Genomic DNA, 24,058 nt, shown 5'->3' with positions numbered 1-24,058 from the left:
TTTAGATAGATGAAAGGTTGTTATGTTATATCCCCGAGATATCAAAATCCATGAATACTTTTATTAGAAAATAAGGTATGAAGTGAGGTGATTTGATATGGCCAAAGCCTATAAGTTTCGTCTATATCCAACGCAAGAACAAGAGGAACTTCTTGCGAAAACGTTCGGTTGTGTTCGATTTGTCTACAACAAAATGCTTTCGGAGCGAAAAGAAATGGTTGAGCAGTTCAAGGACGACAAGGAAGCATTAAAGAGGCAAAAACCCCCGACTCCTGCTAAATATAAAGAGGAGTTTGCATGGCTCTCTGGTCGTGCGGAATTTCCGAAGTTCAAAAATCGGAAGTCAAAGCAATCCTATACAACCAATGTGGTCAACGGAAACATTATGCTGTTGGACGGCGCTATCAAATTACCAAAACTGAAACTTGTAAAAATAGAGCAACATCGGGAAATTCCGTCCCATCATTTCATCAAGTCTTGTACGGTCTCTCGCACTAAAACGGGTCCTGTTGTGGTCAAGTAAAGGTGTCCCTTTCTCTTTCTGAGCGTACGTTCTACTGTGATTGTGGGTTTGTAGCAGACAGAGACTGGAATGCCGCCATCAACATCAAACAAGAAGGATTGCGCCTATTAGCGTTAGTATAACAAAAGAACTTTTGGAACAAGAGGGATAGCTCGGTCAGTTTTCGTTGGCTACTAAAAGCAACGATGAGTCGAGAAGCCCCCACTTCAAAAACTGTTAGGTTTTAAGTGGTGGGTAGTTCACGGACGAATATTGATTTAAAGGTGGTTAATAATTGTGACACAGAAAGACTATCGTGTATTACTTTATTATAAATATATAGCTATTGAAGACCCTGTAGCATTCGCAGAGGAACATTTAGCAGTTTGTCAAGAAATCGGGCTTCTTGGCCGTATTTTAGTTGGATATGAGGGCATTAACGGAACGGTTTCAGGTACAGTCGAGCAAACTGATGCATATATGAATCATATGAAGGCAGACCCTCGTTTTAGCGATATTATGTGGAAAATTGATGAAGCTGAAGGGCATACCTTTAAAAAGATGCATGTACGCCCTCGTCGAGAGATTGTACACCTAGGTTTAAAAGATGATATCAATCCTTTAGAAATAACAGGGGATTATTTATCACCAAAGGAATTTATGGAGCATATGCAGGAGGATAATACAGTAGTTATTGATGCGCGTAATGATTATGAATATGACCTCGGACATTTCCGTGGTGCGGTGCGTCCAGATATTGAAAACTTCCGTGATCTACCAGCTTGGATGGAGGCTCATAAAGAAGATTTTGCTGATAAGAAAATTTTAACTTACTGCACGGGTGGTATTCGCTGTGAAAAATTCTCTGGTTGGTTAAAACGTGAAGGCTATGGGGAAAGTGTAGGTCAGTTACATGGTGGAATTGCCACGTATGCTAAAGACCCTGAGGTAAAAGGTCAACTATGGGATGGACAAATGTTTGTCTTTGATCGACGTCGTAGTGTACCGATTAATCAGGTTGAGCATGTTATTGTCGGCAAGGATTTCTTCACTGGTGAACCGACAGAACGTTTTACAAACTGCGCAAATCCCGAATGCCATAAATTAATGCTTTGCGAGGAAAAGCATGAGGCCTTCTATATGCGTAGCTGTTCAGACGAATGTCGCCGCGCAAAACGCAACTTCTTCGTTGAAGAGAATGGTTGGACAAAAGAGCAGATTGAGGACCAAATAGTTAAAATCGCTGAAGTTCAAAATTCCTCTTTATAAGAAAAAAAGAGCATCATCCATTTGTGGTGATGCTCTTTCATATTTTTTGTTCATCTACCTTGTCTGTAAAGGGTAGTAATTGCACATTTACCCTAAGCAGATATTTTTAGTACCCGAGCGATTTCACACGGTACCTGATCACTTTCTCGTCTTACCCGAGCACCCCTTTAGCTAAGTAACGCCCTACCTGTCGGCCACTAAATAAACAACCACCAACAAATGTCCCTTCTAAAGCACGGTAACCATGTACACCGCCACCGCCAAAACCACTAACTTCCCCAGCTGCAAATAAACCAGGTACAGGCTGATTATTTATTCCTAACACTGCACCATTCAAATTTGTCTGTAAGCCTCCTAATGTTTTACGCGTTAAAATATTTAAACGTACCGCAATAAGGGGCCAATTTTGGGGATCTAATATTTTATGAGGCTTCGCAACGCGCACAAATTTATCACCAACATAGTTTCTTGCGCCATGAATAGCATTAACCTGTAAGTCTTTTGTAAATTTATTGTCCATTTCGCGATCCCTTGCTAAAATTTGCTCTTTAATTTTGATAAAGTCAAGAAGATCATTGCCAGCCAGCTTGTTCATCCCTGCAACTAAATCCTTTAAATCATTAGCAATCACAAAATCCTCACCATGATTTTTAAATGCCTGAATTGGACCTGGCGCTCCTGGCAAAACACGTTTCAGAACATCACGAATACTTTTATTTGTTAAATCAGGATTTTGTTCAGAGCCTGATAATGCAAATTCTTTTTCAATAATTTTTTCAGTTAAAATAAACCAGGAGTAATCATAACCTGTTTTTTGAATTGCCTCTAATGTGCTTAACGTATCAAAACCCGGAAAATTTGGTGCTCCAAATCGATTGCCTTCTGCATCAAACCATAATGAAGAAGGGCCAGGCAAAATTCGAATGCCGTGATTTGGCCAAATAGGGTCCCAATTTTTCAAGCCTTCTGTATAATGCCACATGCGGTCTCGATTAACGATACGTCCTCCCGCATGCTCAGTAATTTCTAACATTCTGCCATCTACATAAGCAGGTACACCACTGACCATATTTTTGGGTGGTGTACCTAGTCGAGCAGGCCAATTTTTTCTGATTAAATCAAAATTTGCCCCTATCCCACCGCTCGCCACAATAACCGCTCCCGCTTCATAAGAAAATTCGCCAATACCTAGCCTAGAGCTTTTTTCACCGCGAATTGCATAGCTTTCAGCCAACACTGTTCCACTAATCCCTGTAATCCTTCCATCTTGTTGAATAAACTCATCTACACGATGTCTTGGTTTAAAATCTATATATCCATCCTTTATGGCCTTTTTCACTTTTTCAGCAAAAGGCTTTACAATGCCTGGCCCAGTTCCCCAAACAACATGAAATCTAGGAACCGAATTTCCGTGGCCGCCTGCTAATGATCCACCACGTTCTGCCCAACCGATGACAGGGAAAAACTTAATACCTATAGACTTTAACCAACTATATTTTTCACCAGCTGCAAATTCAACATAAGCTTTGGCCCATTTATACGCCCACGAATCTTCATCCTCCAAGCGATCAAAGCCAGCGGTTCCTTGCCAATCTTGCCACGCAAGCTCTTTACTATCCTTAATACCAAGCCTTCTTTGCTCGGGTGAATTTACTAAAAATATACCGCCAAAGGACCAGAACGCCTGTCCTCCCATTGAATTTTCAGGTTCTTGATCTACTAAAACAATTTTTTTCTTTGCATCTGCTAACTCACAGGCAGCTACTAATCCTGCCAGTCCTGCACCGACAATTGCTACATCATACATCATTCAATACCCCCTAAAAATCAATCTTTCATTACTTACATTCTTCTCTAAAGGACCGTTTACCTTCTACACATTATAAATTTGACGAAAATGTGACAAGAAAAAACGTTCGCTTTCTTCCACTAAACAAAGAAAGTTTCTATTCACATAATCCATTTAACACCAATATATTTCCGTATAATTTTCGACCTCAAATATTTGTTAAACGCCCATGTAATCAGACTTAGCATCTATCGGCAGCGCTTTCATTGTCCTTTCCGAAAAGACGAATATTAATTAAATGAAAACAATATAACATTCGTCTTTAGTTCCTTTCTAGACTTTCAAAGTCAAGATTTTTAATCTTTTTTAGAAATATTGTTGACAAAGGTGAACAATAAGGATTATGATGTTAACAAATTTAATCACACGAAAATATAACGACGGAGACATGCTAGTCGCAAGAAAATCCAAAGAGAGCTGATGGTTGGTGTAAATCAGCGATTTCTACGATAATAGTTCCACTCCTGAATAGATAAGCCGAACATCTCCAAAGTAAGCTTATCCGTCACATGCACGTTACGCATATTGCTAAGACTGCTAGAAATCTTTCAAGCAGTGATTAAGGGTGGTACCGCGAACCAATGTTTATTCAGCCTTTCGCCCCTTACAACACAATCTTTGTGTTTGTAAGGCGCGGAAGGCTTTTTTATTGTTTTTTATTTTAGAAAGGAGATTGTTTGCATGCTGTAAAATATTTAGTTTTACAAAATTCAGACTGTTTCGTATATAAAGAACACTAAAAAATTTTTAATTAAAAGGAGCTAATTACAAATGACTACTGCAACAAAAACAATTAACGTATTTATCGCTGACCCACTAAGTGAAGATGGTATTTTCCCACTACGACAAGAACAAGATTTAGACTTAAATATCATTGTTGATACTGGTCTTGCACCAGAAGAATTAATCGCAAAAATTGCGGATGTAGATGTTTTGCTAGTACGTTCTCAAACAACGGTAACACGTGAAGTAATTGAAGCGGCTAAAAGCTTAAAACTTATCGGACGTGCTGGAGTGGGTGTAGACAACATCGATCTAACTGCTGCAACTGAACATGGCATTATCGTCGTGAATGCACCAGATGGTAACACTAACTCTGCTGCTGAGCACACTATTGCAATGATGACTTCACTTGCTCGTCACATCCCACAAGCATTCAATACACTTAAAAATGGTAAATGGGATCGTAAATCTTATGTTGGAGTTGAGCTTAAAAATAAAACGCTAGGTGTTGTAGGCTTCGGTCGTATCGGTGTTGAAGTTGCTTATCGTGCAAAAGGTCAACGCATGAACGTTATGGCATACGATCCATTCCTAACAGATGAACGCGCTAAAGAGTTAGGGGTAACAAAATCAACAGTTGAAGAAATTTGTGCAACTGCAGATTTCATTACAGTACACACACCACTTCTTCCTGAAACACGCAACCTTATTAACAAAGAAAAATTCGCTATGATGAAAGATGGTGTGCGTATCATTAACTGTGCACGTGGCGGTATTATCAATGAGGATGATTTATATGATGCAATCGTAGAAGGTAAAGTAGCGGGTGCTGCTCTAGACGTATTCATATCTGAGCCAGCAACAGATCACAAACTACTTACTTTACCACAAGTAATCGCAACACCTCACTTAGGTGCATCTACAATTGAAGCACAAGAGTCTGTAGCTGTAGACGTTTCAAACGACATCATTAAATTTTATAAAACAGGTACTGTAACTAACCCTGTAAACATGCCATCTATTCCAAAAGAATTACTAGCACAAGTCGAGCCTTTCTTTGAATTAGCTGAAAAACTAGGTTCATTCTTATCTCAACTTACAACTGAGCCTGTAAAAGAAATCAACTTATCTTATGCTGGTGAAGTAGCAAATTATGATGTTCGTCCATTAACGTCAAACGCGTTAAAAGGCTTATTAGCTAAAAACCACGGTAATCATGTGAATGACGTAAATGCTCGCTACTTATCTGAACGTATCGGCATGAAAATTAATGAGCATAAAACTACAACTGCTAAAGGCTTCACTAGCTTAATTACGATTGAAATCAAAACAGTAAACGAAACACACACAGTTGCTGGTACATTATTAAATGGTTTAGGTGCACGTATCGTTAAAGTAGAAGACTATGTTGTTGACGTTATTCCACAAGGTCACCTTCTTTACATTAAAAATACGGACAAACCAGGTGCAATAGGACGCGTAGCAACAAAGCTAGCAGAAAAAGATATCAACATCGCAACAATGCAAGTTGGTCGTGCACAAGTTGGTGGTACAGCTGTCATGATGCTAACAATCGACAATGCTGTAACAGAAGAAGATTTAACATTCGTTGCAAAGCTTGAAAATATTGATGAAGTAAAAGCGATTAACTTATAATATATTGATTTATAAGCAGGGAGTACAAATACTCTCTGCTTTTTATTTTTGAAGATTATCATCTTAACGTAGGGTTGATTTCCGTTCCGACTGGGCGCTTTGTAGCTGACGCTTCGCTTTCGCCACAGAAAACATTTGTTGCTGCCGCTACGTTATCACTACGCTTTCGCACAGAGCAAAGCTTCCTAGGGGCGTCCGATGAGCCGCTTCACTCGCGTTGCTCGCTCCAGGGTCTCGGGCCAACACGATGTTGGTCACGAAGGCGTTATCACAGGATGTGATGCTTTTAGCCTTCGTTCCTCTATTGCTGATCCCCAAGGAGTCGCCCAGCCTCCACTCCAATCAACTTATATACATAGTATACGTTTCAACAATGTCATACCTAATTTTTAATGAGAAGCTTTTTTTTTGGTAAAATGATACTTTTCTGAAAGTCACTCGTCTTTAAGAGAAAGGAGGTGCACATTTTGACAATTGAAGAGCTATTTTACTTACATAATCAAACTATTTTTAAATATTTATATTACTTAATCAATGATGAGAAATTAGCGGAGGATTTTACACAGGAGACATTTGCCCGCTATTTAAAATATCAGCAGACAATCAAAGAAGGTGCAGAGCTCGCTTGGCTTAGGAGTACTGCACGTAATCTTGCCTACGATCATTACCGCCGGAAAAAACTTATTCAATTTGTACCGTTTTTAAACGATCATGAAGAGCTTGAGCCAACTTCACCACACCAATGGCTCATCCAGCAAGAAGATGCAAAGACGTTGTATTTTGCAATTAGTAGACTTAAGCTCACCTATCGAGATGTCATTATTTTACGTAAAATCGAGGGTTTATCCATTCAGGAAACTTGTGATGTACTTGGCTGGAATGAAGGAAAGGTAAAAAACACATTAAAACGTGCACTTGTTGCATTAAAAAAGCAGCTTGGAGGTGAATTTGATGAAGAACAATGAGGAATCCTGGCAACATTTACGCGACCTAAAATTAACTAAGCAGCAGCAGGAAAAAATACTGCACAATATTACTACACCTACTACAATAGAAAAACGACCTATTAAAAAGCCTTGGAAAATACCGGCAGTATCTTTGTTGTTTATCACAGTTCTTGGTATTTTAATGTTGTCCTTTACCCAAGGGCCAGCCATCTCTCCACTGACAACAGATACAAACAAAACAATTGCTGAAGTCTATGTACACAGCAATGAAAACAAAGAAACATTTATCGCGAAAGCTTCATGCCTTTATGTACCTCAGCAATGCTATACAAATAAGCAATTTTTAACGCAGCTACAAGAAAAAATGGAACATGCATCTTCAGTTTCAGTAACAGAACCGCAGTGGGTAGCTAATGGTTACTTTACACCTCATGACGTGTTGATTATCTATTCTGATGGAACTCAAGAGAAATGGAAGGTGCTTAATAACGATACTTTCTTTAATGTCGTAACAGAACAAGCAATTCAATTCGACAATGCATCTGATTCACTGGAGTACTACTATGATGATAAACGTTCCATCAAGTTTCTTATTGGCAATATTTTTATATTGCTTACGCATTTCTCACTATGGCTTGCAAAAAAAAGAATGCCTCATATTAAACGACGTTTTGTTGCAGCTACAGTCGAACATGCCATCGCCAATGCCATCATGCTAGTTTTGTTTGCAGGTATTTTATTTGCTATCTATTTACTGATGCATTCCATACACGCTACGATTATATATGGCTTATTTACGCTCTACTCTATTATGCAAATTTATTATCGTAAAAAAGCAGGTGAGCCCCGAGGTTACCTAGTAGCAAGTGTTGTTGTTCAACTATGCATTGCATTAGCTTTTTCATTTCTATATCTTGCATATTATATATACTACTAGCTGTTCAATAAGTTATTGGACAGCTCTTTTTACACAAAAAAAGTATCCCAGAAACATTTCTGAGATGCCATCTCCGAATTAGACCAATACAAGCACTCATGTCCTACGCTGGAGATTGGCGACTTCTACGAGATGAGCTTGCACTAAAAAGCCCCGCAGGAACGTAGTAACTTTTGTCCGACAAGCAAAAAATGTACTGATCATTTGATGAATCAGTACATTTTTTACCTTATAGCTTATTGACAAGTTCTAATAATGCAGTTAAAGAATCAACCTCATATGTTGGAGTAACAACGCCATTTGGTGCATTGTTTTCACGATTGATCCAAACATTGCGCATACCAACACGAGATGAGCCTAAAATATCAGTATTTAAGTTATCTCCAACCATTACCGCATCGTCTGCTATAATACCTGCTTGCTCCATTACATACTCGAAAATAGAGGCATCTGGTTTCCCTTTACCAAAATCTCCAGAAATAATAATATGGTCAAAATATGGCGCGATTTCTGGTGTAATTTCCAGTTTTAAATTTTGTAAACTTGGTGCTCCATTTGTCAGTAATACAAGTTGATATTTTCCTTTTAGTTTATCTAACACATCAAAAGTATCTTCATATAAGAATGGAGACACTTTACGCTCTGCCACAAAGCGCTCTCCTAGTTCCGCTCCTAGCTGTGCATCATCAATGCCAAGAACTGCTAAGCCTTTTGTCCATGCTTCTGTACGATAGCCTGGTACGATATTTTTCATTTTTTGGAAAGAATCTGTTGGATCATCGAATGTGCCCCAAAGTCCTTCGAATGGGTTAATGCCAATTAACACCGTATAATCATATGTTTCATAACCCTCGTAAAGTGCACGTGCTTCTTTACGTACAGCTTCCTCTAGCTCAGCCGGATTTACATTATGTATAGTTGCTGCATATTCACACGTTTTCTCAAATGCTGTTTTGACGGACTTTTTATCCCATAATAGCGTATCATCTAAATCAAAAATAATTGTGTTAATTGACATTGTGTCAGCTCCTAGCTTCCTATTAGTATAATTATTTTAGCATATATTCAAAATATTTAGCATAGCGTTTTAGGCATTTTCGTGCTCGAGTTGGCCAGTAAAATATAGGCTCATCACCATAACGTATTGTTGATTTCCGTTGCGGCTGGGTGCTTTGTTGCTGCCGCTTCGCTTTCGCACAGAGCAGAGCTTCCTGGGGGCGTCCGATGAGCCGCTTCACTCGCGTTGCTCGCTCCAGGGTCTCGGGCCAACACGATGTTGGTCACGAAGGCGTTATCACAGGATGGGATGCTTTTAGCCTTCGTTCCTCTATTGCTGATCCCCGAGGAGTCACCTAGCCTCCACTCTAATCAACCTATATATGGCATACACTGTAACAAATTCAATCTCCATCTTCTAGTGATGAGCATCTTCTTCATTCTAAAACTATTGATTTTTCTTACGCAATCTATCCATTAAGCTTTGTATTTCTGCCTTTTTCTGCTCAGTTTCTTCTTTTAAAATTTCAATTTGATAGATGCCATCAATTTCTTCAATAAGCACGCGATCGCCAGCCTGTACTGTTTTATTCATGGCAGACTGTAAAATGATTAGCTGTTCCTCTTCCTCTGGGTACTTCAAAAAAACTGCATATCCATCTTCAATACGGTCTAAGGTGTATTTAGTCGAGCTCACTAACAAGTTCCCCTTTCGCATTACGTAATTGTGCAGCATCCCCATCATTCAGCCAAATCTGTTTCTTTGTCCATTTCAAATAATTTTGACCGTCCCGTGCATTCGAGCCACTTGTGACATAAATCGTCTTCCCTGGCTGCAATGTCACATTTGGGAAGTTAAAAACTTGATTCCCTTCAATCGATATAAGCTGCCAATCTTTTAAAGAAACTGCTTCATTACCATTATTTTTAATGCCTACAACTTCTTCTATTAAGTCCTTACTAGCAATCTCAACACTTGCACTAGTCGTTTTTGGTGCTGAGACACTTGAACTAGTTTTTTGTGGTGCTAAGGCAATTGTTCCAGACCATTCTTTTGAATTCACGTCATAGTTTACCCCATCTGTTGATACGATAACAGTCCCTGCTTCTGCAGTTGCATAAATTTTACTGCCAAGTGCTTGTAAACGCTCAACTACTTCAGCATGCGGATGACCATACTTATTGCCCTCGCCATAGCTTAAAATTGTCACCTCAGGATGTACTTTCTGAATGAACTCCGCAGAGCTACTCGTGTTAGAACCATGATGACCTGCCTTTAAGATCGTTGCTTTCACATCATTCTGCATCATCTCTTTTTCTAACGCAATTCCCGCGTCGGCTGTTAATAAAAATGATACATTGCCATAAGTAACTTTTAAGACAATGGAAGCATCATTATTATCTGTTGCATGCTCATTGGCATTTAACACCTTCACATTAATATCAGCATCAAACGCTATACTGTCGCCTGTTTTTGGAACATTATAAGGAATATTCTTTGTATCAATTAGTGTCAGCATCTCTTCAAAAGTTTGAGATGTATGTACCTTCCCTGAATCATAAAATTGTCCAATATCTATCGAGTTCAACACAGGAATTAAACCACCAATATGGTCTGCATCAGGATGGGTTGCGACCACTATATCAAGCTTGTTCACACCAAGCTCCTTCAAATACGAGACAACCTTTTGACCAGCGCCTTTAACACCCCCATCAACAAGCATAGTCTTGCCGTTTGGGGATTCAATAAAAATCGAATCTCCTTGTCCTACATCAATAAAATGTACGCGCATTTCATGTCCTGCAGTGACGGATACTTTTTCCGTATTTAATGTTTCCGTACAGCCTGCTATTAAAAAAATACAAAAGAGCACTACTATTAATCTTTTCATCTACTTACTTCCTTTCTATTTTTCTATTATACTAAAAAGAGAGCTAACCATGGGCTGCTCTCTATCGTTACCTGTCATTGTACCAGCCATAAGACTCAAAGATCCTTTGTGCTTTTATGCGAATAAAATAATAAGGTTCTTGCATTGCCTGTTGGACACTAATATTTTCATCTACTAGTGATTCAACAACAGTAAAGTATTTAAGTAATGCAGGTTTATCATTTTCTTCTATTGCCCCTGACAATAAGATAGCTTGTACATTCGCTGATGCTGCAGCCTTCGCCACCCCTAATGGTGCTTTCCCGTGTAATGTTTGACGATCCGATTGTCCTTCACCTGTCATAACAAACTCGGCACCTTCTAAATGCCTTTTTAACTGTACTGCATTCATCACAATGTCAATACCTGCATTAAAACTGCCGTTTAAAAATGCTATAAATGCGCCTCCCATTCCACCTGCAGCGCCGGCCCCTTTGTAGTCGTGCAGTCGAATGCCAATTTGCTTTTCAACAATGTCTGCAAACTGTTTTAAGCAGCTATCAAAATACGCAATTTGATGCTCTTTCACACCTTTTTGAGGTCCAAAAATAGCTGTTGCCCCACGCTCTCCAATCAATGGATTATCAACATCACATGCAATAATAAATGTTGCTTCAGCCAATCGGGGATCTAACTGACTAACATCAATTGAAGCTAAATCTAATAGTGCCGAAACCCCATCAGCAATTAAAGTGCCGTCTTCTTTTTTCAATTGCAGTCCAAGTGCCTTTAGCATGCCAATACCAGCATCATTTGTAGCACTACCGCCAATTCCGATAATAAATTTCCTAAATCCTTTATCAAGAGCAGCCTTTATTAGCTGCCCCGTTCCGTACGTTGATGCAAGCTCAGGATTTTTTTCTTTCTCCTGTAACAGCATAATACCGGATGCTTGAGCCATTTCAATTACACATGTTTCATTATCACCAAGAACGCCATACTTCGCTTCAATTACTCTCCCTAATGGGTCAAGCACATGATGTGAAATATATCGACCATTTGTTGAGGTAACAAGTGATTCTAATGTTCCTTCTCCACCGTCTGCTACTGGTAAAATGATTGTGTCAATTGCTGGATCAACAGCTAAAATCCCCGCCTGCATTGCTTTAGCCACCTTAAAGGCTGACAATGTCCCCTTATAGGAATCTGGACTAATAACGACTTTCATGTTATACCTCCTTTTACAATAATTATAAAATTCAGATCAGAAATTTCCCTGAGATTTATCGGAATAAAAGAGGCAATCTGAACACTACGTCAGATTGCCATCATTTTTTATGCCTTATATAACTCATCTAAAAACTCAATTTTTTTACCGATTGCCTCTTCAAATGTCATGATGTAAGCAGCAGGATCTTTCGGATTATGGAACTGCGTAATCTTCCCTGTTTCAGGATGTACAAATTTAGAGGATGCTCCACAGCCAATCCCTAAAATTGTCTGTACTTCTTCCATTATGACAATATTATAGATACTTTCTTCACCAGCTTTACTGTAGCCGACATTTTCTAAATTACCTAAAATGTTTTTTTGACGATATAAATAGTATGGTACATAATCATTTTCCTTCGTCCATACTTGTGCCATATGCATCATTTTTGCAACAGTATCACGGTCTGCTACCTTGTACTTATCCTTATTACGCGTCATTTCCGATGCACGTTTAAATGATAATGTGTGTACCGTTAGCGATTCTGGCTGCATTTTTGCAGATTCATCTAATGAATGCTGGAACTCTTCAATTCCTTCATTCGGTAAACCAATAATTAAATCCATATTAATGTTATTCATGCCTGATTCACGTGCTAACCAAAACTTATCAATTGTTTCCTGTACCGTATGATGACGCCCAATTGCTTTAAGTGTTTCATCTGTATATGATTGTGGATTAACACTTATTCGGTCAATGCCCCATTTTTTTAACACATCTAGTTTTTCAGGCGTAATCGTATCAGGTCTACCCGCTTCGACAGTTACTTCACGGATTGTCTCAGGGTGTGGGAAGGATTCATGCATTGTCTGATAGAGTGCATCCATTTCATGCGCCTCGATAGATGTCGGTGTACCACCACCCCAATAAATGGACGTGATTTTCATATTATTTTCCTTCAGCCATTTCCCCATTTCACGTAATTCAATATGCAGCCCATCTAAAAATGTAGCAACACGCCCTTGTTTTCGATTGCTGCCAATCGCATACGCTGGGAACGTGCAATAGGCACATTTAGTCGGGCAGAAAGGAATACCGATATAAATACTTATTTCTTTACCGATTTCATCTATATCAGGAATCGTCACTAACTGACGAGCCACTATTTCTTTTAGTAGTGCTACCTTTTCTTCTGACAGACGGAAATCACGAATAAGAATATCAGTAATTTCTTCCTCGCTCTTACCCTCCTTACGGAATTTATGATAAAGCTTAGTTGGACGCACACCCGTTAAAATTCCCCATTGCTGATGCATTCCCGTATGTTGCTCTAACACATCTAAAAATACGTGAGACAAAGCACGCTTCATACGAATATTTAGCTCACGTCCTTCAGCCTCAGTTTCATATTGAATACGGTAATCATTCATATAACGCTTACCGTCTACTTCTAGAACAGCTTTTGTAGAAATTGAGAAATCATCCCCAACATTATGTTCGAATGATACTGCCATATCTGTTCCTTCAGTCTCTACTGTCAACTTGGAATCCTCAAAAAATAAATTCGCAATATGATTTAATACGCGAATCCAATCCTCAGGATATTTTTGATCTATGTGAATAAATTTCATTTTCTTCGCTCTTTTCTCTCAAAAATTACAGCACCAATAGTTTAACAAATTTTCATCACGATAAGCAAAGCCACAATTAATAACAGAACATTCCGTCTAATGATTAAAAAATCCATTTTGACAAAATTTATCAAAATGGATTTTTATCTTTTAATTATCTATAGCCGCATTTGTTTTGAATTTTTTTTCTTTTAGTTTAAGAATTTTTCTTAATTCCACGCTTACTTTCTCCAAGCGTTCCATATCCGGTATAAAATAAGAAGTTTTACCTATATACTGATCTTCTCCTTTTATTTCTAACGTTTTCGTAGATATGTTTTTGGAATTCAAATATTGCTTTTGGAGTGCATAGATTTCATTAAGGTTTAAATCTGTTTCTACGTTTTTCCCTAAAATATCGGCAATTTTACCAATTTTAAATATGGTATTCGTCGATTTTGCTTGATTAATTGTTGCCGTCAAAAATTGTCTTTGTCTCTCTTCACGTGAGTATGAAGCATTAACAGGTCTGTATCTCATTCTTACAAATGCAAGTGCCTCTTCCCCATTTAAATGTGCCTCTCCTTTATGAAATTCTATCCTTTGTTTTCTATCGTAAATATTATCTTCCCAGAAATCCTCTTTTACATCTATTGTTACTCCACCTAAAGCATCGACAATATCTCTAAAGCCATCAAAGTTTACTGCTATAAAGTTCTCGATCGGTATATTCAGGAATTTTTCAACTGTCTCTAATTGTAACTTAATTGCCCCATAGCCTGTAATTGATCCATAATTATAAGCGGCATTGATTTTATGTATCCCTGTATATTCCCCGGCATTTTCTATTTTAACTCTTGCATCCCGAGGTACTGTAATTAAGTTTATTTCTGATGTATCCGGATCCAAAGTAATGACCATTTGAGTATCTGCTCGACCATCCTTCTCCTTACTAGAATAATTTTCAACACCTAATAATAAAATTGCGATTGGATCTTTTTCAAATGATACATCCTCTTCCCTAAGCTCTGATTTATTTCCTGCTCTATTTAAATCGACCTTTGAACTATCATAAGCATTTTTAAATTTAACAAAGGCATAAGCTCCATAACTAGTGACAGTTAATAGTAAAATTACAATTACTAGTAGGGTAATTTTTATAACTTTATTTTTAGGTTTCGCTTTTTTAGAGCTTCTTGTTTTTCTTTCCAAATTAAATCCTCTCTTCTATTCGAATTCCTGAAGTAAAGTCATTCTCTCCGTTAATAAAGACGCTGTTTGTTCTTTAGAGTTTCCTTATATGAATATATTTAGGAAAAATTGGTTCATTACCAAAAGTTATGGATGACTTTTGGTAAAACGTCTACTATGTAAATAGTTGATTGGAGTGGAGACTGGGCGACTCCTCGGGGATCAGCAATAGAGGAACGAAGGCTAAAAGCATCACATCCTGTGATAACGCCTTCGTGACCAACATCGTGTTGGCCCGAGACCCCGCAGCGCAGCGGATGTTTTCTGTGCGAAAGCGTAGTGTTAATGTAGCGGCAGCAAATGTTTTGACTGTGCGAAAGCGAAGCGTCAGCAACAAAGCGCCCAGTCGGAACGGAAATCAACCATACGTTTTGGTGATGATCCAAAAAATTCAAAAAAAATCCCTATAAAGGTATTCTACCTTTACAGAGATTTTAAAATTATTTTAAGTATTCCTCTACAAATTCAACTGGTACATATGTTTTATTACTTCCTAACAAAGCAGGGGCTACATTAAGTGAGCGTAATGCTTTGTTATAACCAAACATTTTTTCACCACGAGTAATTGTGTAAGATAAATTACCTTTAGATACAATTGCACCTTTACCTGTTGACTCCACTGTATAACCAAGCTTTTCGGCAATCAAACGCAACGGAACCATCTTTGTTCCATCAACTTCATAATAATCTGTCGCGATTATTTCTGCTATTTCTGCATCTACAGTATTTTCTGATTCGTCATCAAGAACAATTACTTTCGAAGGGGTAGTTTGAGCGGGGATACTTTTTGTTGAAGCTGTATAAAAAACAACTAAGTTCTTCTCTACTAAATCTTTAGCTGTAACTTTCTCTCCCTTCGTATTTAAAAGCTCCGTGTTTTCACCAATGTTTAATTTTAACATATTATAAGTATTTGTTAGGTTTTCAAAGAAGTAATCAACTTCAACAAATCCAGCTTCCTTAGTTTCAACAATGACAACATCGGGATCGAATTGTGGTGGATAAATTAATTTTTGTGGCTTGTTCGCAAATGTATAAGCTACTATTTTATCCCCTTCTTTAAGCTCCACTTTTTTACCTGTATTATCGAAAACAAGTGTATCTTTTGTTATCTCTAAAATGTTTGTTTGATCGGCATCATTTACTGTGAAATATGTAATTTTTCCACTAGCATTAACTTTTTCAACTGTTCCGTAAGTAGTAGTGAAAATGTGAACAGGATCAATTTGAATTTGTGGTAGTTGTTGTTCTGTCTCTGTCGGATTTTCTTTTGCTGAAGCGACCGGTATTACTACACTTCCAAATAATAATGCTGTCATTGCTGCAGGTGCAAATTTTTTCATGTTCATAAAATCTCTCCTTATTATTAGTTTCATAGTAGTAGTAGTTTTAGAATGGTAAAAGTTTCATTAAAAGCAGGAAAATTTGCGACAAAAACCATTTACAGGTAAAAATTAATTATGGTTGGCCAATAACGAATGGAACGTAGCGGCAGCAACACAGATGTTTTTGTGCGAAGTGAAGCGGTAAGATCCTTGGTCATGAAATTTCACATAGAAAAGTGCGAGAAAATTGATTTCTCGCACTTTTAAAGTTTTGACTAGTTTTGTCCTAACCTCTTTCTTAGTATCTAATACCTACTCCTTTACCATTTCCCTTAATCCTGTAATATCGATACCGTTTAATGCTTGAGTTGCAAGGCGATCGGCTTCAGAATTTTCTTTACGTGCTATAAGCTTGTACTCTGGCTGGATACTTAGCTCCTCTAGCTTTGCATCAATTTTATCTGCCCAGCTAGATAAATTCTTTTCAAGTGCCGGCCATTCTCCGCTCAATTGATTGATAACAACTTGGGAATCACCAGTGAAACAAACGGGCAAATGGTGAACATTCAATAGCTCAAGCTCGACTACCCCCAAATAAAGCGCTGCATATTCTGCCTCATTATTGGATTTAAGCTCTGACGAAAAAGAATTTTGTCGTAATCGATATGGCTTGCCATTTTGCTCATAATAAATCACACAGCCTAGCCCCGATTGATTCGTTGCACGATCAAAGCCCCCATCAAAATAGACTGTAATATTGTGTGGCTCAGTGTCAATTTCCTTTAAATATGCCTTGAGTTCCTTTAAAGACCAATTTGTATCCTGTCGATCGACACAATGCAGTGATTTTACTCTCCCAGTTCGCTCCATGTCCTCTGCAAGTAGTAATGCTTGAGCTGCTGGCATTTCTTCTGAACGTAAAACAGTTTCAGCACCCTTTTTCGCTTTATAGGTCCATTCAATGATTACATGCATAATATAACCTCCAATAGATATTGAGCCATAAATTGAAAACGTGCTCCGGCTTGCGGAAACACGTTTTTCTTCTTACTTGTTATATGTGCAACTATTAGTATTTTTATGCCTAAGAAAGCTATTTGATCAGCTTGATGATAGCATCTGTTTTGTCAGGACTCTCGTTTGTGACGCTAAAACCTGTTGCTCTGCTGCTTGGATGTTGAACATCGCCGCCGCTTAGTTGTTTTTCTTCGCTGTTATAATTCTTCATACAATGCTTGAATAGGTTTTATTAAAATGCGGTTTACTTCTTCAATGATCTTACTTAGCTTCATTTCCGCCTCAAGCATTGTAGAAATTTTTGCATTTTGCTGTGCAAGTTGTGCTGCTTTTTGCGCGTATACAAGTTCATCTTCCAAAATATCTTGGCCAGTTAACTGCTTTTGCTGTAGGTCAATTTGAACCTTACGGAAATTTTTGAATAAATTTAATGCCTCTTCATCTTCCTTAACAGCTGCCACTGCTTCTTTTAACGCTTCAAATTCAGGTGTTTTACGTAAAGTTGCCTCTAACGCATTAATTTCATTGTAAATATTAAACATAAACATAATTCTCCTTTTCAAATAAAGTAAACAATTAACCCTTGCACAATCCCAATCAATCCACCCAGAACTGCACCAAGTACTGTAATCATTTTAAACTCACGCTTTGAAATACCTAGTACAAGTTCCTCTAATTTTGATACAGGGAAAGAATCAACCTGCTCACGTACTACTTCTTGTAAATTTAAGCGTTTCAACACATCTTCTAATTTATCTTCAGCTTTGACAAAAGCTTTTTCAATTGCTTGTGGGATTACTGTTTCCTTCATCCATGAATTACCTTCTGGCCAGTAATGCGCAATAGGATAATTCAAGCGCTCTTCAACTGCTAATTGCTCTTTTACGTAAGTTTGTAATTTCGTTAATATTTGTTCAAAACGAATATCCTTTAAGAAATCCATTGCTGGGCGATCTTTTAATTTTTCCAATTCCTGCGTGAAAATTTTCGTTAGTAATGTTGATGTTCCTGGTGCCTGTAAAAGTTTCACAAGTTCACGTTGAACCTTTGCTACGAGCGACGAAGAATCACCTAAAAACATATTAATCATTCCACCAAGTGATCCTTTTGACGATAAGAAGTCATCAATCATCGCCTTAATTGTCAGTTCGCCCTCAGGTGATAAAAAATAATCCTCACCCTTTTCTAAAATATGATCAACCGCTACTGGTATCTTTGCATCAATAGTTTTTTGAATATCTGCTGATAATAGTGTACGAATTGATTTCGTTGATAGTGTATTCTTAACCGATTCAAATTGTCCCTCAACAATTGCTTCTACCTTTTGTTCAATTGTTGCTGACATATTGGAAAACCCAGCTAATGATAGCCAATCCTGAATTGTTTTATCATTAGTAAAAATCGTTTCTTCTACCTTTGCTTGTACAAACTGTTCTACCTTATTTTGAATATCCTTTGAGAAAAATTTCTTTCTAAAAGTTTCAGGTGTTAACAAATAATTCACAACCGTTAACCCAAGTTGCTTTGCTAATTCGTCACGTCGCTTTGGAATAAGACCTGGTGTAAAGGGCACTCGCCAATTTTTAATATATATAGCTTTATGCGGTCGGAAAAGCATTTTAATAGCTAGGTGATTCGTTACACCACCGATTGCAGCACCTATAATTGCCATAAATAGTAATGTCACTATAAAATTATCCATTCGTATCCTCTCATTTCAATTGTATTCACTATTGGCGTATTTTGTCGCCTGCTGCACTAATTATAGCAGAGCAATGATTTTCTACGAAAGAAATACCCTCTATTAGATTAACTATTTTTATCCATCTTTATTTCTGATTCCCGCAACGAGCACTTGCTTTCCCGCGGGAGTCGAGTAGCCCGTAGCGGGAATCAGTGAAAAACGTGCGTACGTAAGCAAAATATCAACAAAAAATCTTTTTTCGGGCTCATTACAGTTGCAAAATAACCACTATCCTTGAATAATATTAACTACATAAATAAGAAATGGGGTTTGGTTATGATTCAGCATTTTAGCTTTAAGCCTTTATTTGAAAATTCTCAGCTTCCAGGGTGGTCTATTTCGTTCTTCTATCAACGTGAACGTTACACAGCGGAGTACTTAAAAGATGGCGCTATACAATGGAATGGAACTATCCCTCCAAACGAAGAAGATGTAAAAAAAATGATTCATGAACTTATGTTGTACCATGTTTACGACTGATCAATTTCGCCTTGGCGTAATTGTAGCTGTCGCTTTGCTTTGGCTATAGAAAATTGCTGTATGAAGATACAAGTAGTATTTCCCTGTCCTAAATTGCATAAAAACACCTATTTTTTACTAATTTATACACTGCTATTATCTTAAAAATGGTTAAGTATATTGAAATTCCCTTATTTTTCTTATACATTTATGGTATTAAGAATTAAAGGTTTTTTATGCAGGGGGCTATTTCAATGAGTAAAGTCACTCTTTCTGATGACTTAAACAGTTATAATTCAAAAGCATTAATTCGTGCAAAAGTAAAAGAAGTTTTTTCCGAATTTTCCGCTAAAATTTTCGAATTAGCGAATGAGGCTAAAGCTATTGATAGTAAAAAATTTGAGGCTCTTTCTGGCTTTAAAAGTGATTTTTACAATGAATACTGCAGTCAACTAAAAGGATTTTTCAATTCATCTACTAATACTTTCGGAAAAAGGCCTGTAAAAAATATATATTTAACGTATAAGGACAAAAATTATATTTTTACACAGCAAGGTATAACAGAAAAAGCACCTGTTACAATTGCACTTTACTCAGGTGAAATACCATTTAAAGAAACGCTTCACGATGTGGAAAAAGCGTGCTTAAAATTACGTTTCAACAACAATAAATAATTAAAGCAGAAGGAGCCGTCTCATTGAATGAGATTGGTTCCTTTTTTGTTGAAAAAATATATTGAAATTAGCTTTCATTACCAAAATCAAATATGCTGTCGCTTCGCTTTCGCACAAAAAACATCTGTTGCCCCGATGTAAGCGCCCAGCCGGAACGGAAATCCCCCCTTATTTTGCTGAAGAGCGATACTATGACACCATTCATTTTATTTTTCAACATAACAAAAGAGCCACCCCATATGAATGAGATGGCTCCTTTTTGTTGCTATTAAAAATAATTCATTTAAAAAAATCCGCAAGTATTCTTGAGATTTTTGACGTGTCGTTTTATATGAGATTAAATGCTTCATTCTCTAAACAAACTATCTTCTTTGCTATATTTAAAGTTAGCATAACAAATTTTTATTTTCAATCTTTTGGTGTTTGAAATTATTTAATTTTTACGATTTACGGGTGTAAAAATCAAATCAATTATGTCTCGGCATAATTGCCGCTGTCGCTTTGCTTTCGCGCAGAAATCATTTGCCGCTGTCGCATTACTTTCGCTACAAAAAACATTTGACACTATCGTGCAGATAATCAATGCAGCCGAAATCGTCTTTGAGCTTTTGCCTACAAATAGTTTTTATGCGAAAGCGCAGTGCTAACGTAGCGGCAGCAATCAGATGTTTAAACACCCGCTGAAAGAAGTTAAAAAAATTGTTGTCAATATTTGTGTTTTGCCTATAAATATTTTATGATTAAATCATTCAACAATTTTTTAATATCATAGGAGGTGTACACTTTGTTTACCTCCCTCATTCGGGCGGGGACAAAGGAATTATTTGGACGGAGACATAATGGAAATAACCATAAGGTTGGCGGCATTTGCCCTACTAATAATAATGACAGGATTTTTCGTTGCAACCGAATTTGCAATCGTTAAAGTAAGATCTACACGTATTGATCAATTGCTTGCCGAAGGGAATAAAAAAGCAAAAAATGCAAAACGTGTAATTTCAGATTTAGATGAATACTTATCTGCATGTCAATTAGGTATTACGATCACTGCTTTAGGTCTAGGTTGGCTCGGTGAACCTACATTTAAGATTATCTTGAATCCAGTGTTTGAATTTCTAAATTTGAGTGAAAACTTTACTACTGTCCTTTCATTTATACTTGCATTCTCAATTGTAACGTTTATGCATGTAGTTATGGGGGAATTGGCGCCAAAAACACTTGCCATCCAAAAAGCAGAATTTGTAACATTAAACCTTTCTGGCCCATTAATTTTTTTCCACAACATTACGTATCCAATCATTAAGCTGTTAAACGGATCTGCACGTGGCTTAACAGGCCTTTTCGGCTTGAAAATGATGTCAGAATCAGAAGTAGCCCATACTGAAGAAGAGTTACGAATGATTTTGTCAGAGAGTTTAAAAGGTGGAGAAATTAATACTTCAGAATATGAATATGTGAACAGTATTTTTGAGTTCTCTGATCGTCTTGCAAAAGAAATCATGGTCCCACGTACTGAAATCGTCGGTATTGAAAAAGAACTAACAATTAAAGAGGTTTTCGATTTAATGGGCGTTGAGCAATATACCCGTTACCCAATTATCGATGGTGACAAAGACCATATTATCGGCTTAGTCAATATGAAGCACTTATTAACCGCTTACATTAAAGATCCTGCAAATGGTGATAAGCCAGTGATTGACTATATGCAGCCAATTATTCGCGTAATGGAAACAACGCAAATTAACGATCTGTTGCTAAAAATACAGCGAGAACGCATTCATATGGCCATTTTAATGGATGAATATGGCGGAACATCTGGTCTAGTTACGATTGAAGATATTATTGAGGAAATTGTCGGTGACATTCAAGATGAATTCGATGAAGATGAGATTCCAGAGGTACAAGAAATTGCAGAAGATCACTTTATTTTAGATGCGAAGATGCTAGTAGAAAACGTTAATGATATGCTAGGTACTGACATAGAAGATGATGATATTGATACAATCGGTGGTTGGTTCATGACAATGCGCTTTGACGCAGTCGAAGGAGACAGTATTGAAGAACAAGGCTATGAATTTATCGCAAAAGAATTAGATGGTCACCATATTTTATACTTAGAGGTTCTGAAATTACCTGAACGTGATTTATCAAATGACAACGATGAGTAACTGAAAAAAAAATCTATTATGCCTCGGCATAATTGAATTTGGACAAGCGCTGAAAGAAGATAGAAATATCAGTAATTGCTCCAGCAAATGTCTACAAGTCTCTTACCAATTATTGGTAAGAGACTTGTTTTTTAATGTTTAAATTTGAGCTTCAACACTAAAAAGGTTTATGGTTCACCAATTCCCATTGCTAACTGTAATAGATAAGCATAAACCAAAACTAATACATTTGTGATTAGACCGATCCAACCGAAAATATGTTTTTTAGACAATACCAAAGAGACTACAGCAAATATAATACCGATGATTGATAAAATGCTAAACAGGGCGATACCAAAATAAATATCAAAATCGGGCCCTCTTTTCATATAGAAAAAAATAACGCTTATTATCACGGGTACTAACGATGAAACACTTAAAATGTCTCCTACTTTTTTCTTAGCCATACAACTCTCCCCTCCTTACAGTAATAAACGACTCATCACCATCATTCGGCTTAATTTCCTTTACGACAACAAACTTAACGGGTATCAGAATATTCTTCCTTTATTATACAAAACATATTTCCAGAATCCACCAATTTAAACAAATAAGGGATTATCACCATAACGTGTAGTGTTGACCCAAACAAGCCCCCTATCTATCATAGATAAGGGGCTTAATTTGTATCAATTATGACTCGGCATAATTGCGTCCGGAATCGGCTTTGTGCTTAGGCCAGCAGATGTTTTTTGTGCGAAAGCGCAGTGTCAGCAACAGATGTTTTTTGTGCGAAAGCGCAGCGTCAGCAACAGATGTTCCTTTCCGATTCGGTGACATCCGCTGAGGCTTTAAGTTCCTTCAGCGGATGTCTTTTGTACCGAAAGCGTAGCGACAGGTACGGATGTTTGACACCCGCTGAAAAGTGGCTTAAAACTGCAATCATCTCACCACCTATAGAGGCGGGAGACTTCTACTGACGTTTCACTTACGTTACATAAAACACTTGTAACTGCCGTTTCACTTACGTTACATAAAACACTTGCTGAAAGAAGTTAAATTATTTAATTGCAATATAAATATCGACCTGAGCTTCTTGTGGGTTGGCACATCGTTCATCGTACATTTCAAAGTCACCTGTGTATGTTCGCTCTACACCTGAACTTGCAAGCCAAGCCCAGACATCCTGCCAAGCTTTTACAACAACTTCTTCAAATGGACCTTTGTCAGAAGTAAAAACTAAGTATTTAGCAGCTGGCACTGTTTTTACAACCATACCTTCAGGAATTTCGTCGGTAGCTAATACTTCCACTCCAAGTGTAATGGCATACTCTCCGTTAACATCCGTTTCATAATCAGAATACAAGCCATACGTTACTTGATTTACTGCATTAGCTATTTGTCCTACAACATTTTGCTGATAAAAATCCGACCATAATTGCGGGATCTTTGCTTGAGCGGTAATTTCATTCGCATTGCTTGTTCGCTCTGAAATTCCTACAATTTTAAATGATTCTTTATTCATCATAATTGGTTCTTGTATATCATGTTTTCTCCATCTCTTTAGGCTTGGTAAAAAAGACGTCAACATTTGGCGTGCTTCCTCTTCCGCCATACCGTCTTCCCTTAAATGCGGTACACAAATTTCGATCATTTCTTCAACTGTTAGATTTGGCTGTTTGAAATCTCCTACTTCATAACAATATGTGCAATAATACTCACTTTTGTGTCCTTCTTTTTCTGTACCAAGTAATGCCTCATCCACTAATGGCATTCCACAGCTTTGACAATAACTTTGCATGATTAAATCCACCCTTCGTCCTATTTGTTACGACTATAACAAAGGAAACCTGACAACTGTATGTCATCAA

At 37.5% G+C, this 24,058-nt stretch carries 22 protein-coding genes, 1 pseudogene and 1 other annotated feature; of the genes and pseudogenes, 9 read left to right on the top strand and 14 right to left on the bottom strand.

Features of this window, described 5'->3' with window-relative positions; genetic code table 11:
• Positions 1-97: 97 nt before the first annotated feature.
• The 3 genes and pseudogenes from ACIQZA_RS21800 to trhO all read left to right on the top strand — a co-directional run.
• A pseudogene (locus ACIQZA_RS21800) lies at positions 98-517 on the top strand (helix-turn-helix domain-containing protein); the annotation flags it as partial.
• An 8-nt stretch (positions 518-525) separates the two neighbouring features.
• Positions 526-645, top strand: coding sequence for a zinc ribbon domain-containing protein (locus tag ACIQZA_RS21795; RefSeq protein WP_402883790.1), 120 nt, complete (start codon positions 526-528; stop codon positions 643-645).
• Between the two features lie 154 nt (positions 646-799).
• Entirely contained in the window at positions 800-1,771 is a 972-nt protein-coding gene (gene trhO / locus ACIQZA_RS21790) for an oxygen-dependent tRNA uridine(34) hydroxylase TrhO (RefSeq protein WP_402883792.1), read from the top strand.
• A 151-nt stretch (positions 1,772-1,922) separates the two neighbouring features.
• On the opposite strand, the gene ACIQZA_RS21785 is transcribed toward trhO, so the two are convergent.
• Complete coding sequence (locus tag ACIQZA_RS21785; protein ID WP_402883793.1) at positions 1,923-3,581, bottom strand: FAD-binding dehydrogenase; 1,659 nt, start codon at positions 3,579-3,581, stop codon at positions 1,923-1,925.
• 407 nt (positions 3,582-3,988) lie between these two features.
• Positions 3,989-4,228 (top strand) — a binding site (T-box leader).
• Positions 4,229-4,391: 163 nt separating this feature from the next.
• Here ACIQZA_RS21785 and serA point away from each other — a divergent pair.
• The 3 genes from serA to ACIQZA_RS21770 all read left to right on the top strand — a co-directional run bounded on the left by serA (position 4,392) and on the right by ACIQZA_RS21770 (position 7,883).
• Positions 4,392-5,999 carry a phosphoglycerate dehydrogenase gene (gene serA / locus ACIQZA_RS21780; RefSeq protein ID WP_402883794.1) on the top strand — a complete coding sequence of 536 codons (1,608 nt, stop codon included), beginning with the start codon at positions 4,392-4,394 and terminating at the stop codon, positions 5,997-5,999.
• 467 nt (positions 6,000-6,466) lie between these two features.
• Entirely contained in the window at positions 6,467-6,964 is a 498-nt protein-coding gene (locus tag ACIQZA_RS21775; RefSeq protein WP_402883796.1) for an RNA polymerase sigma factor, read from the top strand.
• Positions 6,951-7,883 (top strand): hypothetical protein, encoded by a 933-nt coding sequence (locus ACIQZA_RS21770; RefSeq protein ID WP_402883797.1) that lies wholly within the window; start codon positions 6,951-6,953, stop codon positions 7,881-7,883. The genes ACIQZA_RS21775 and ACIQZA_RS21770 overlap by 14 nt, the downstream gene beginning before the upstream one ends.
• A gap of 229 nt (positions 7,884-8,112) precedes the next feature.
• Here ACIQZA_RS21770 and ACIQZA_RS21765 read toward each other — a convergent pair whose 3' ends face one another.
• The 10 genes from ACIQZA_RS21765 to ACIQZA_RS21720 all read right to left on the bottom strand — a co-directional run bounded on the left by ACIQZA_RS21765 (position 8,113) and on the right by ACIQZA_RS21720 (position 18,865).
• A complete protein-coding gene (locus ACIQZA_RS21765; RefSeq protein ID WP_402883799.1) occupies positions 8,113-8,901 on the bottom strand; it encodes an HAD family hydrolase in 789 nt (262 codons plus the stop codon).
• 426 nt (positions 8,902-9,327) lie between these two features.
• A complete protein-coding gene (locus tag ACIQZA_RS21760) occupies positions 9,328-9,576 on the bottom strand; it encodes a DUF3006 domain-containing protein (protein ID WP_402883801.1) in 249 nt (82 codons plus the stop codon).
• Entirely contained in the window at positions 9,563-10,771 is a 1,209-nt protein-coding gene (locus ACIQZA_RS21755; RefSeq protein ID WP_400937891.1) for an MBL fold metallo-hydrolase, read from the bottom strand. The genes ACIQZA_RS21760 and ACIQZA_RS21755 overlap by 14 nt, the downstream gene beginning before the upstream one ends.
• Before the next feature lie 67 nt (positions 10,772-10,838).
• The gene (locus tag ACIQZA_RS21750) at positions 10,839-11,978 is read right to left on the bottom strand and encodes a glycerate kinase (protein ID WP_400937893.1); all 1,140 of its coding nucleotides are present in this window, start codon (positions 11,976-11,978) and stop codon (positions 10,839-10,841) included.
• Between the two features lie 107 nt (positions 11,979-12,085).
• Positions 12,086-13,591, bottom strand: a complete 1,506-nt coding sequence (locus ACIQZA_RS21745; protein WP_400937896.1) for a coproporphyrinogen III oxidase — start codon at positions 13,589-13,591, stop codon at positions 12,086-12,088.
• Between the two features lie 150 nt (positions 13,592-13,741).
• Positions 13,742-14,782 (bottom strand): LCP family protein, encoded by a 1,041-nt coding sequence (locus ACIQZA_RS21740; protein ID WP_400937899.1) that lies wholly within the window; start codon positions 14,780-14,782, stop codon positions 13,742-13,744.
• Positions 14,783-15,261: 479 nt separating this feature from the next.
• The gene (locus ACIQZA_RS21735; RefSeq protein WP_400937901.1) at positions 15,262-16,170 is read right to left on the bottom strand and encodes a stalk domain-containing protein; all 909 of its coding nucleotides are present in this window, start codon (positions 16,168-16,170) and stop codon (positions 15,262-15,264) included.
• Between the two features lie 288 nt (positions 16,171-16,458).
• Positions 16,459-17,121, bottom strand: coding sequence for a ribonuclease H family protein (locus ACIQZA_RS21730; protein ID WP_400937903.1), 663 nt, complete (start codon positions 17,119-17,121; stop codon positions 16,459-16,461).
• A gap of 239 nt (positions 17,122-17,360) precedes the next feature.
• Positions 17,361-17,705, bottom strand: coding sequence for a YlbF family regulator (locus ACIQZA_RS21725; protein ID WP_400937908.1), 345 nt, complete (start codon positions 17,703-17,705; stop codon positions 17,361-17,363).
• Positions 17,706-17,722: 17 nt separating this feature from the next.
• Entirely contained in the window at positions 17,723-18,865 is a 1,143-nt protein-coding gene (locus ACIQZA_RS21720; RefSeq protein ID WP_402883804.1) for a DUF445 domain-containing protein, read from the bottom strand.
• A gap of 318 nt (positions 18,866-19,183) precedes the next feature.
• Between ACIQZA_RS21720 and ACIQZA_RS21715 the strand changes: the two genes are divergently transcribed.
• Positions 19,184-19,387 carry a YheE family protein gene (locus tag ACIQZA_RS21715; protein WP_142511084.1) on the top strand — a complete coding sequence of 68 codons (204 nt, stop codon included), beginning with the start codon at positions 19,184-19,186 and terminating at the stop codon, positions 19,385-19,387.
• 233 nt (positions 19,388-19,620) lie between these two features.
• Positions 19,621-20,040, top strand: a complete 420-nt coding sequence (locus ACIQZA_RS21710) for a hypothetical protein (protein ID WP_142511085.1) — start codon at positions 19,621-19,623, stop codon at positions 20,038-20,040.
• Positions 20,041-20,107: 67 nt separating this feature from the next.
• Here ACIQZA_RS21710 and ACIQZA_RS21705 read toward each other — a convergent pair whose 3' ends face one another.
• The gene (locus ACIQZA_RS21705) at positions 20,108-20,260 is read right to left on the bottom strand and encodes a hypothetical protein (protein WP_400937916.1); all 153 of its coding nucleotides are present in this window, start codon (positions 20,258-20,260) and stop codon (positions 20,108-20,110) included.
• Between the two features lie 619 nt (positions 20,261-20,879).
• Between ACIQZA_RS21705 and ACIQZA_RS21700 the strand changes: the two genes are divergently transcribed.
• Positions 20,880-22,208, top strand: coding sequence for a hemolysin family protein (locus ACIQZA_RS21700; protein ID WP_400937918.1), 1,329 nt, complete (start codon positions 20,880-20,882; stop codon positions 22,206-22,208).
• A 167-nt stretch (positions 22,209-22,375) separates the two neighbouring features.
• Here ACIQZA_RS21700 and ACIQZA_RS21695 read toward each other — a convergent pair whose 3' ends face one another.
• A complete protein-coding gene (locus ACIQZA_RS21695) occupies positions 22,376-22,654 on the bottom strand; it encodes a hypothetical protein (protein ID WP_402883807.1) in 279 nt (92 codons plus the stop codon).
• Between the two features lie 593 nt (positions 22,655-23,247).
• A complete protein-coding gene (locus tag ACIQZA_RS21690) occupies positions 23,248-23,988 on the bottom strand; it encodes an effector binding domain-containing protein (RefSeq protein WP_402883808.1) in 741 nt (246 codons plus the stop codon).
• Positions 23,989-24,058 lie beyond the last annotated feature (70 nt).

It is taken from the genome of Lysinibacillus sp. NPDC096382 (assembly GCF_044762845.1).
Lineage (GTDB): Bacteria > Bacillota > Bacilli > Bacillales_A > Planococcaceae > Lysinibacillus.
Note: the sequence above shows the minus strand (reverse complement) of the source record. Positions and strands in the feature narration are given on the sequence as shown.

Bases quoted from the DNA above. Each gene is read 5' to 3' on its own strand.
- ACIQZA_RS21755 (WP_400937891.1), bottom strand. From the start codon at position 10,771: ATGAAAAGATTAATAGTAGTGCTCTTTTGTATTTTTTTAATAGCAGGC.
- ACIQZA_RS21785 (WP_402883793.1), bottom strand. From the start codon at position 3,581: ATGATGTATGATGTAGCAATTGTCGGTGCAGGACTGGCAGGATTAGTA.
- ACIQZA_RS21715 (WP_142511084.1), top strand. From the start codon at position 19,184: ATGATTCAGCATTTTAGCTTTAAGCCTTTATTTGAAAATTCTCAGCTT.
- ACIQZA_RS21720 (WP_402883804.1), bottom strand. From the start codon at position 18,865: ATGGATAATTTTATAGTGACATTACTATTTATGGCAATTATAGGTGCT.
- ACIQZA_RS21690 (WP_402883808.1), bottom strand. From the start codon at position 23,988: ATGCAAAGTTATTGTCAAAGCTGTGGAATGCCATTAGTGGATGAGGCA.
- ACIQZA_RS21750 (WP_400937893.1), bottom strand. From the start codon at position 11,978: ATGAAAGTCGTTATTAGTCCAGATTCCTATAAGGGGACATTGTCAGCC.
- ACIQZA_RS21730 (WP_400937903.1), bottom strand. From the start codon at position 17,121: ATGCATGTAATCATTGAATGGACCTATAAAGCGAAAAAGGGTGCTGAA.
- ACIQZA_RS21695 (WP_402883807.1), bottom strand. From the start codon at position 22,654: ATGGCTAAGAAAAAAGTAGGAGACATTTTAAGTGTTTCATCGTTAGTA.
- ACIQZA_RS21725 (WP_400937908.1), bottom strand. From the start codon at position 17,705: ATGTTTAATATTTACAATGAAATTAATGCGTTAGAGGCAACTTTACGT.
- ACIQZA_RS21745 (WP_400937896.1), bottom strand. From the start codon at position 13,591: ATGAAATTTATTCACATAGATCAAAAATATCCTGAGGATTGGATTCGC.
- ACIQZA_RS21705 (WP_400937916.1), bottom strand. From the start codon at position 20,260: ATGTTGAAAAATAAAATGAATGGTGTCATAGTATCGCTCTTCAGCAAA.
- ACIQZA_RS21735 (WP_400937901.1), bottom strand. From the start codon at position 16,170: ATGAACATGAAAAAATTTGCACCTGCAGCAATGACAGCATTATTATTT.
- ACIQZA_RS21710 (WP_142511085.1), top strand. From the start codon at position 19,621: ATGAGTAAAGTCACTCTTTCTGATGACTTAAACAGTTATAATTCAAAA.
- serA (WP_402883794.1), top strand. From the start codon at position 4,392: ATGACTACTGCAACAAAAACAATTAACGTATTTATCGCTGACCCACTA.
- ACIQZA_RS21700 (WP_400937918.1), top strand. From the start codon at position 20,880: ATGGAAATAACCATAAGGTTGGCGGCATTTGCCCTACTAATAATAATG.
- ACIQZA_RS21765 (WP_402883799.1), bottom strand. From the start codon at position 8,901: ATGTCAATTAACACAATTATTTTTGATTTAGATGATACGCTATTATGG.
- ACIQZA_RS21770 (WP_402883797.1), top strand. From the start codon at position 6,951: ATGAAGAACAATGAGGAATCCTGGCAACATTTACGCGACCTAAAATTA.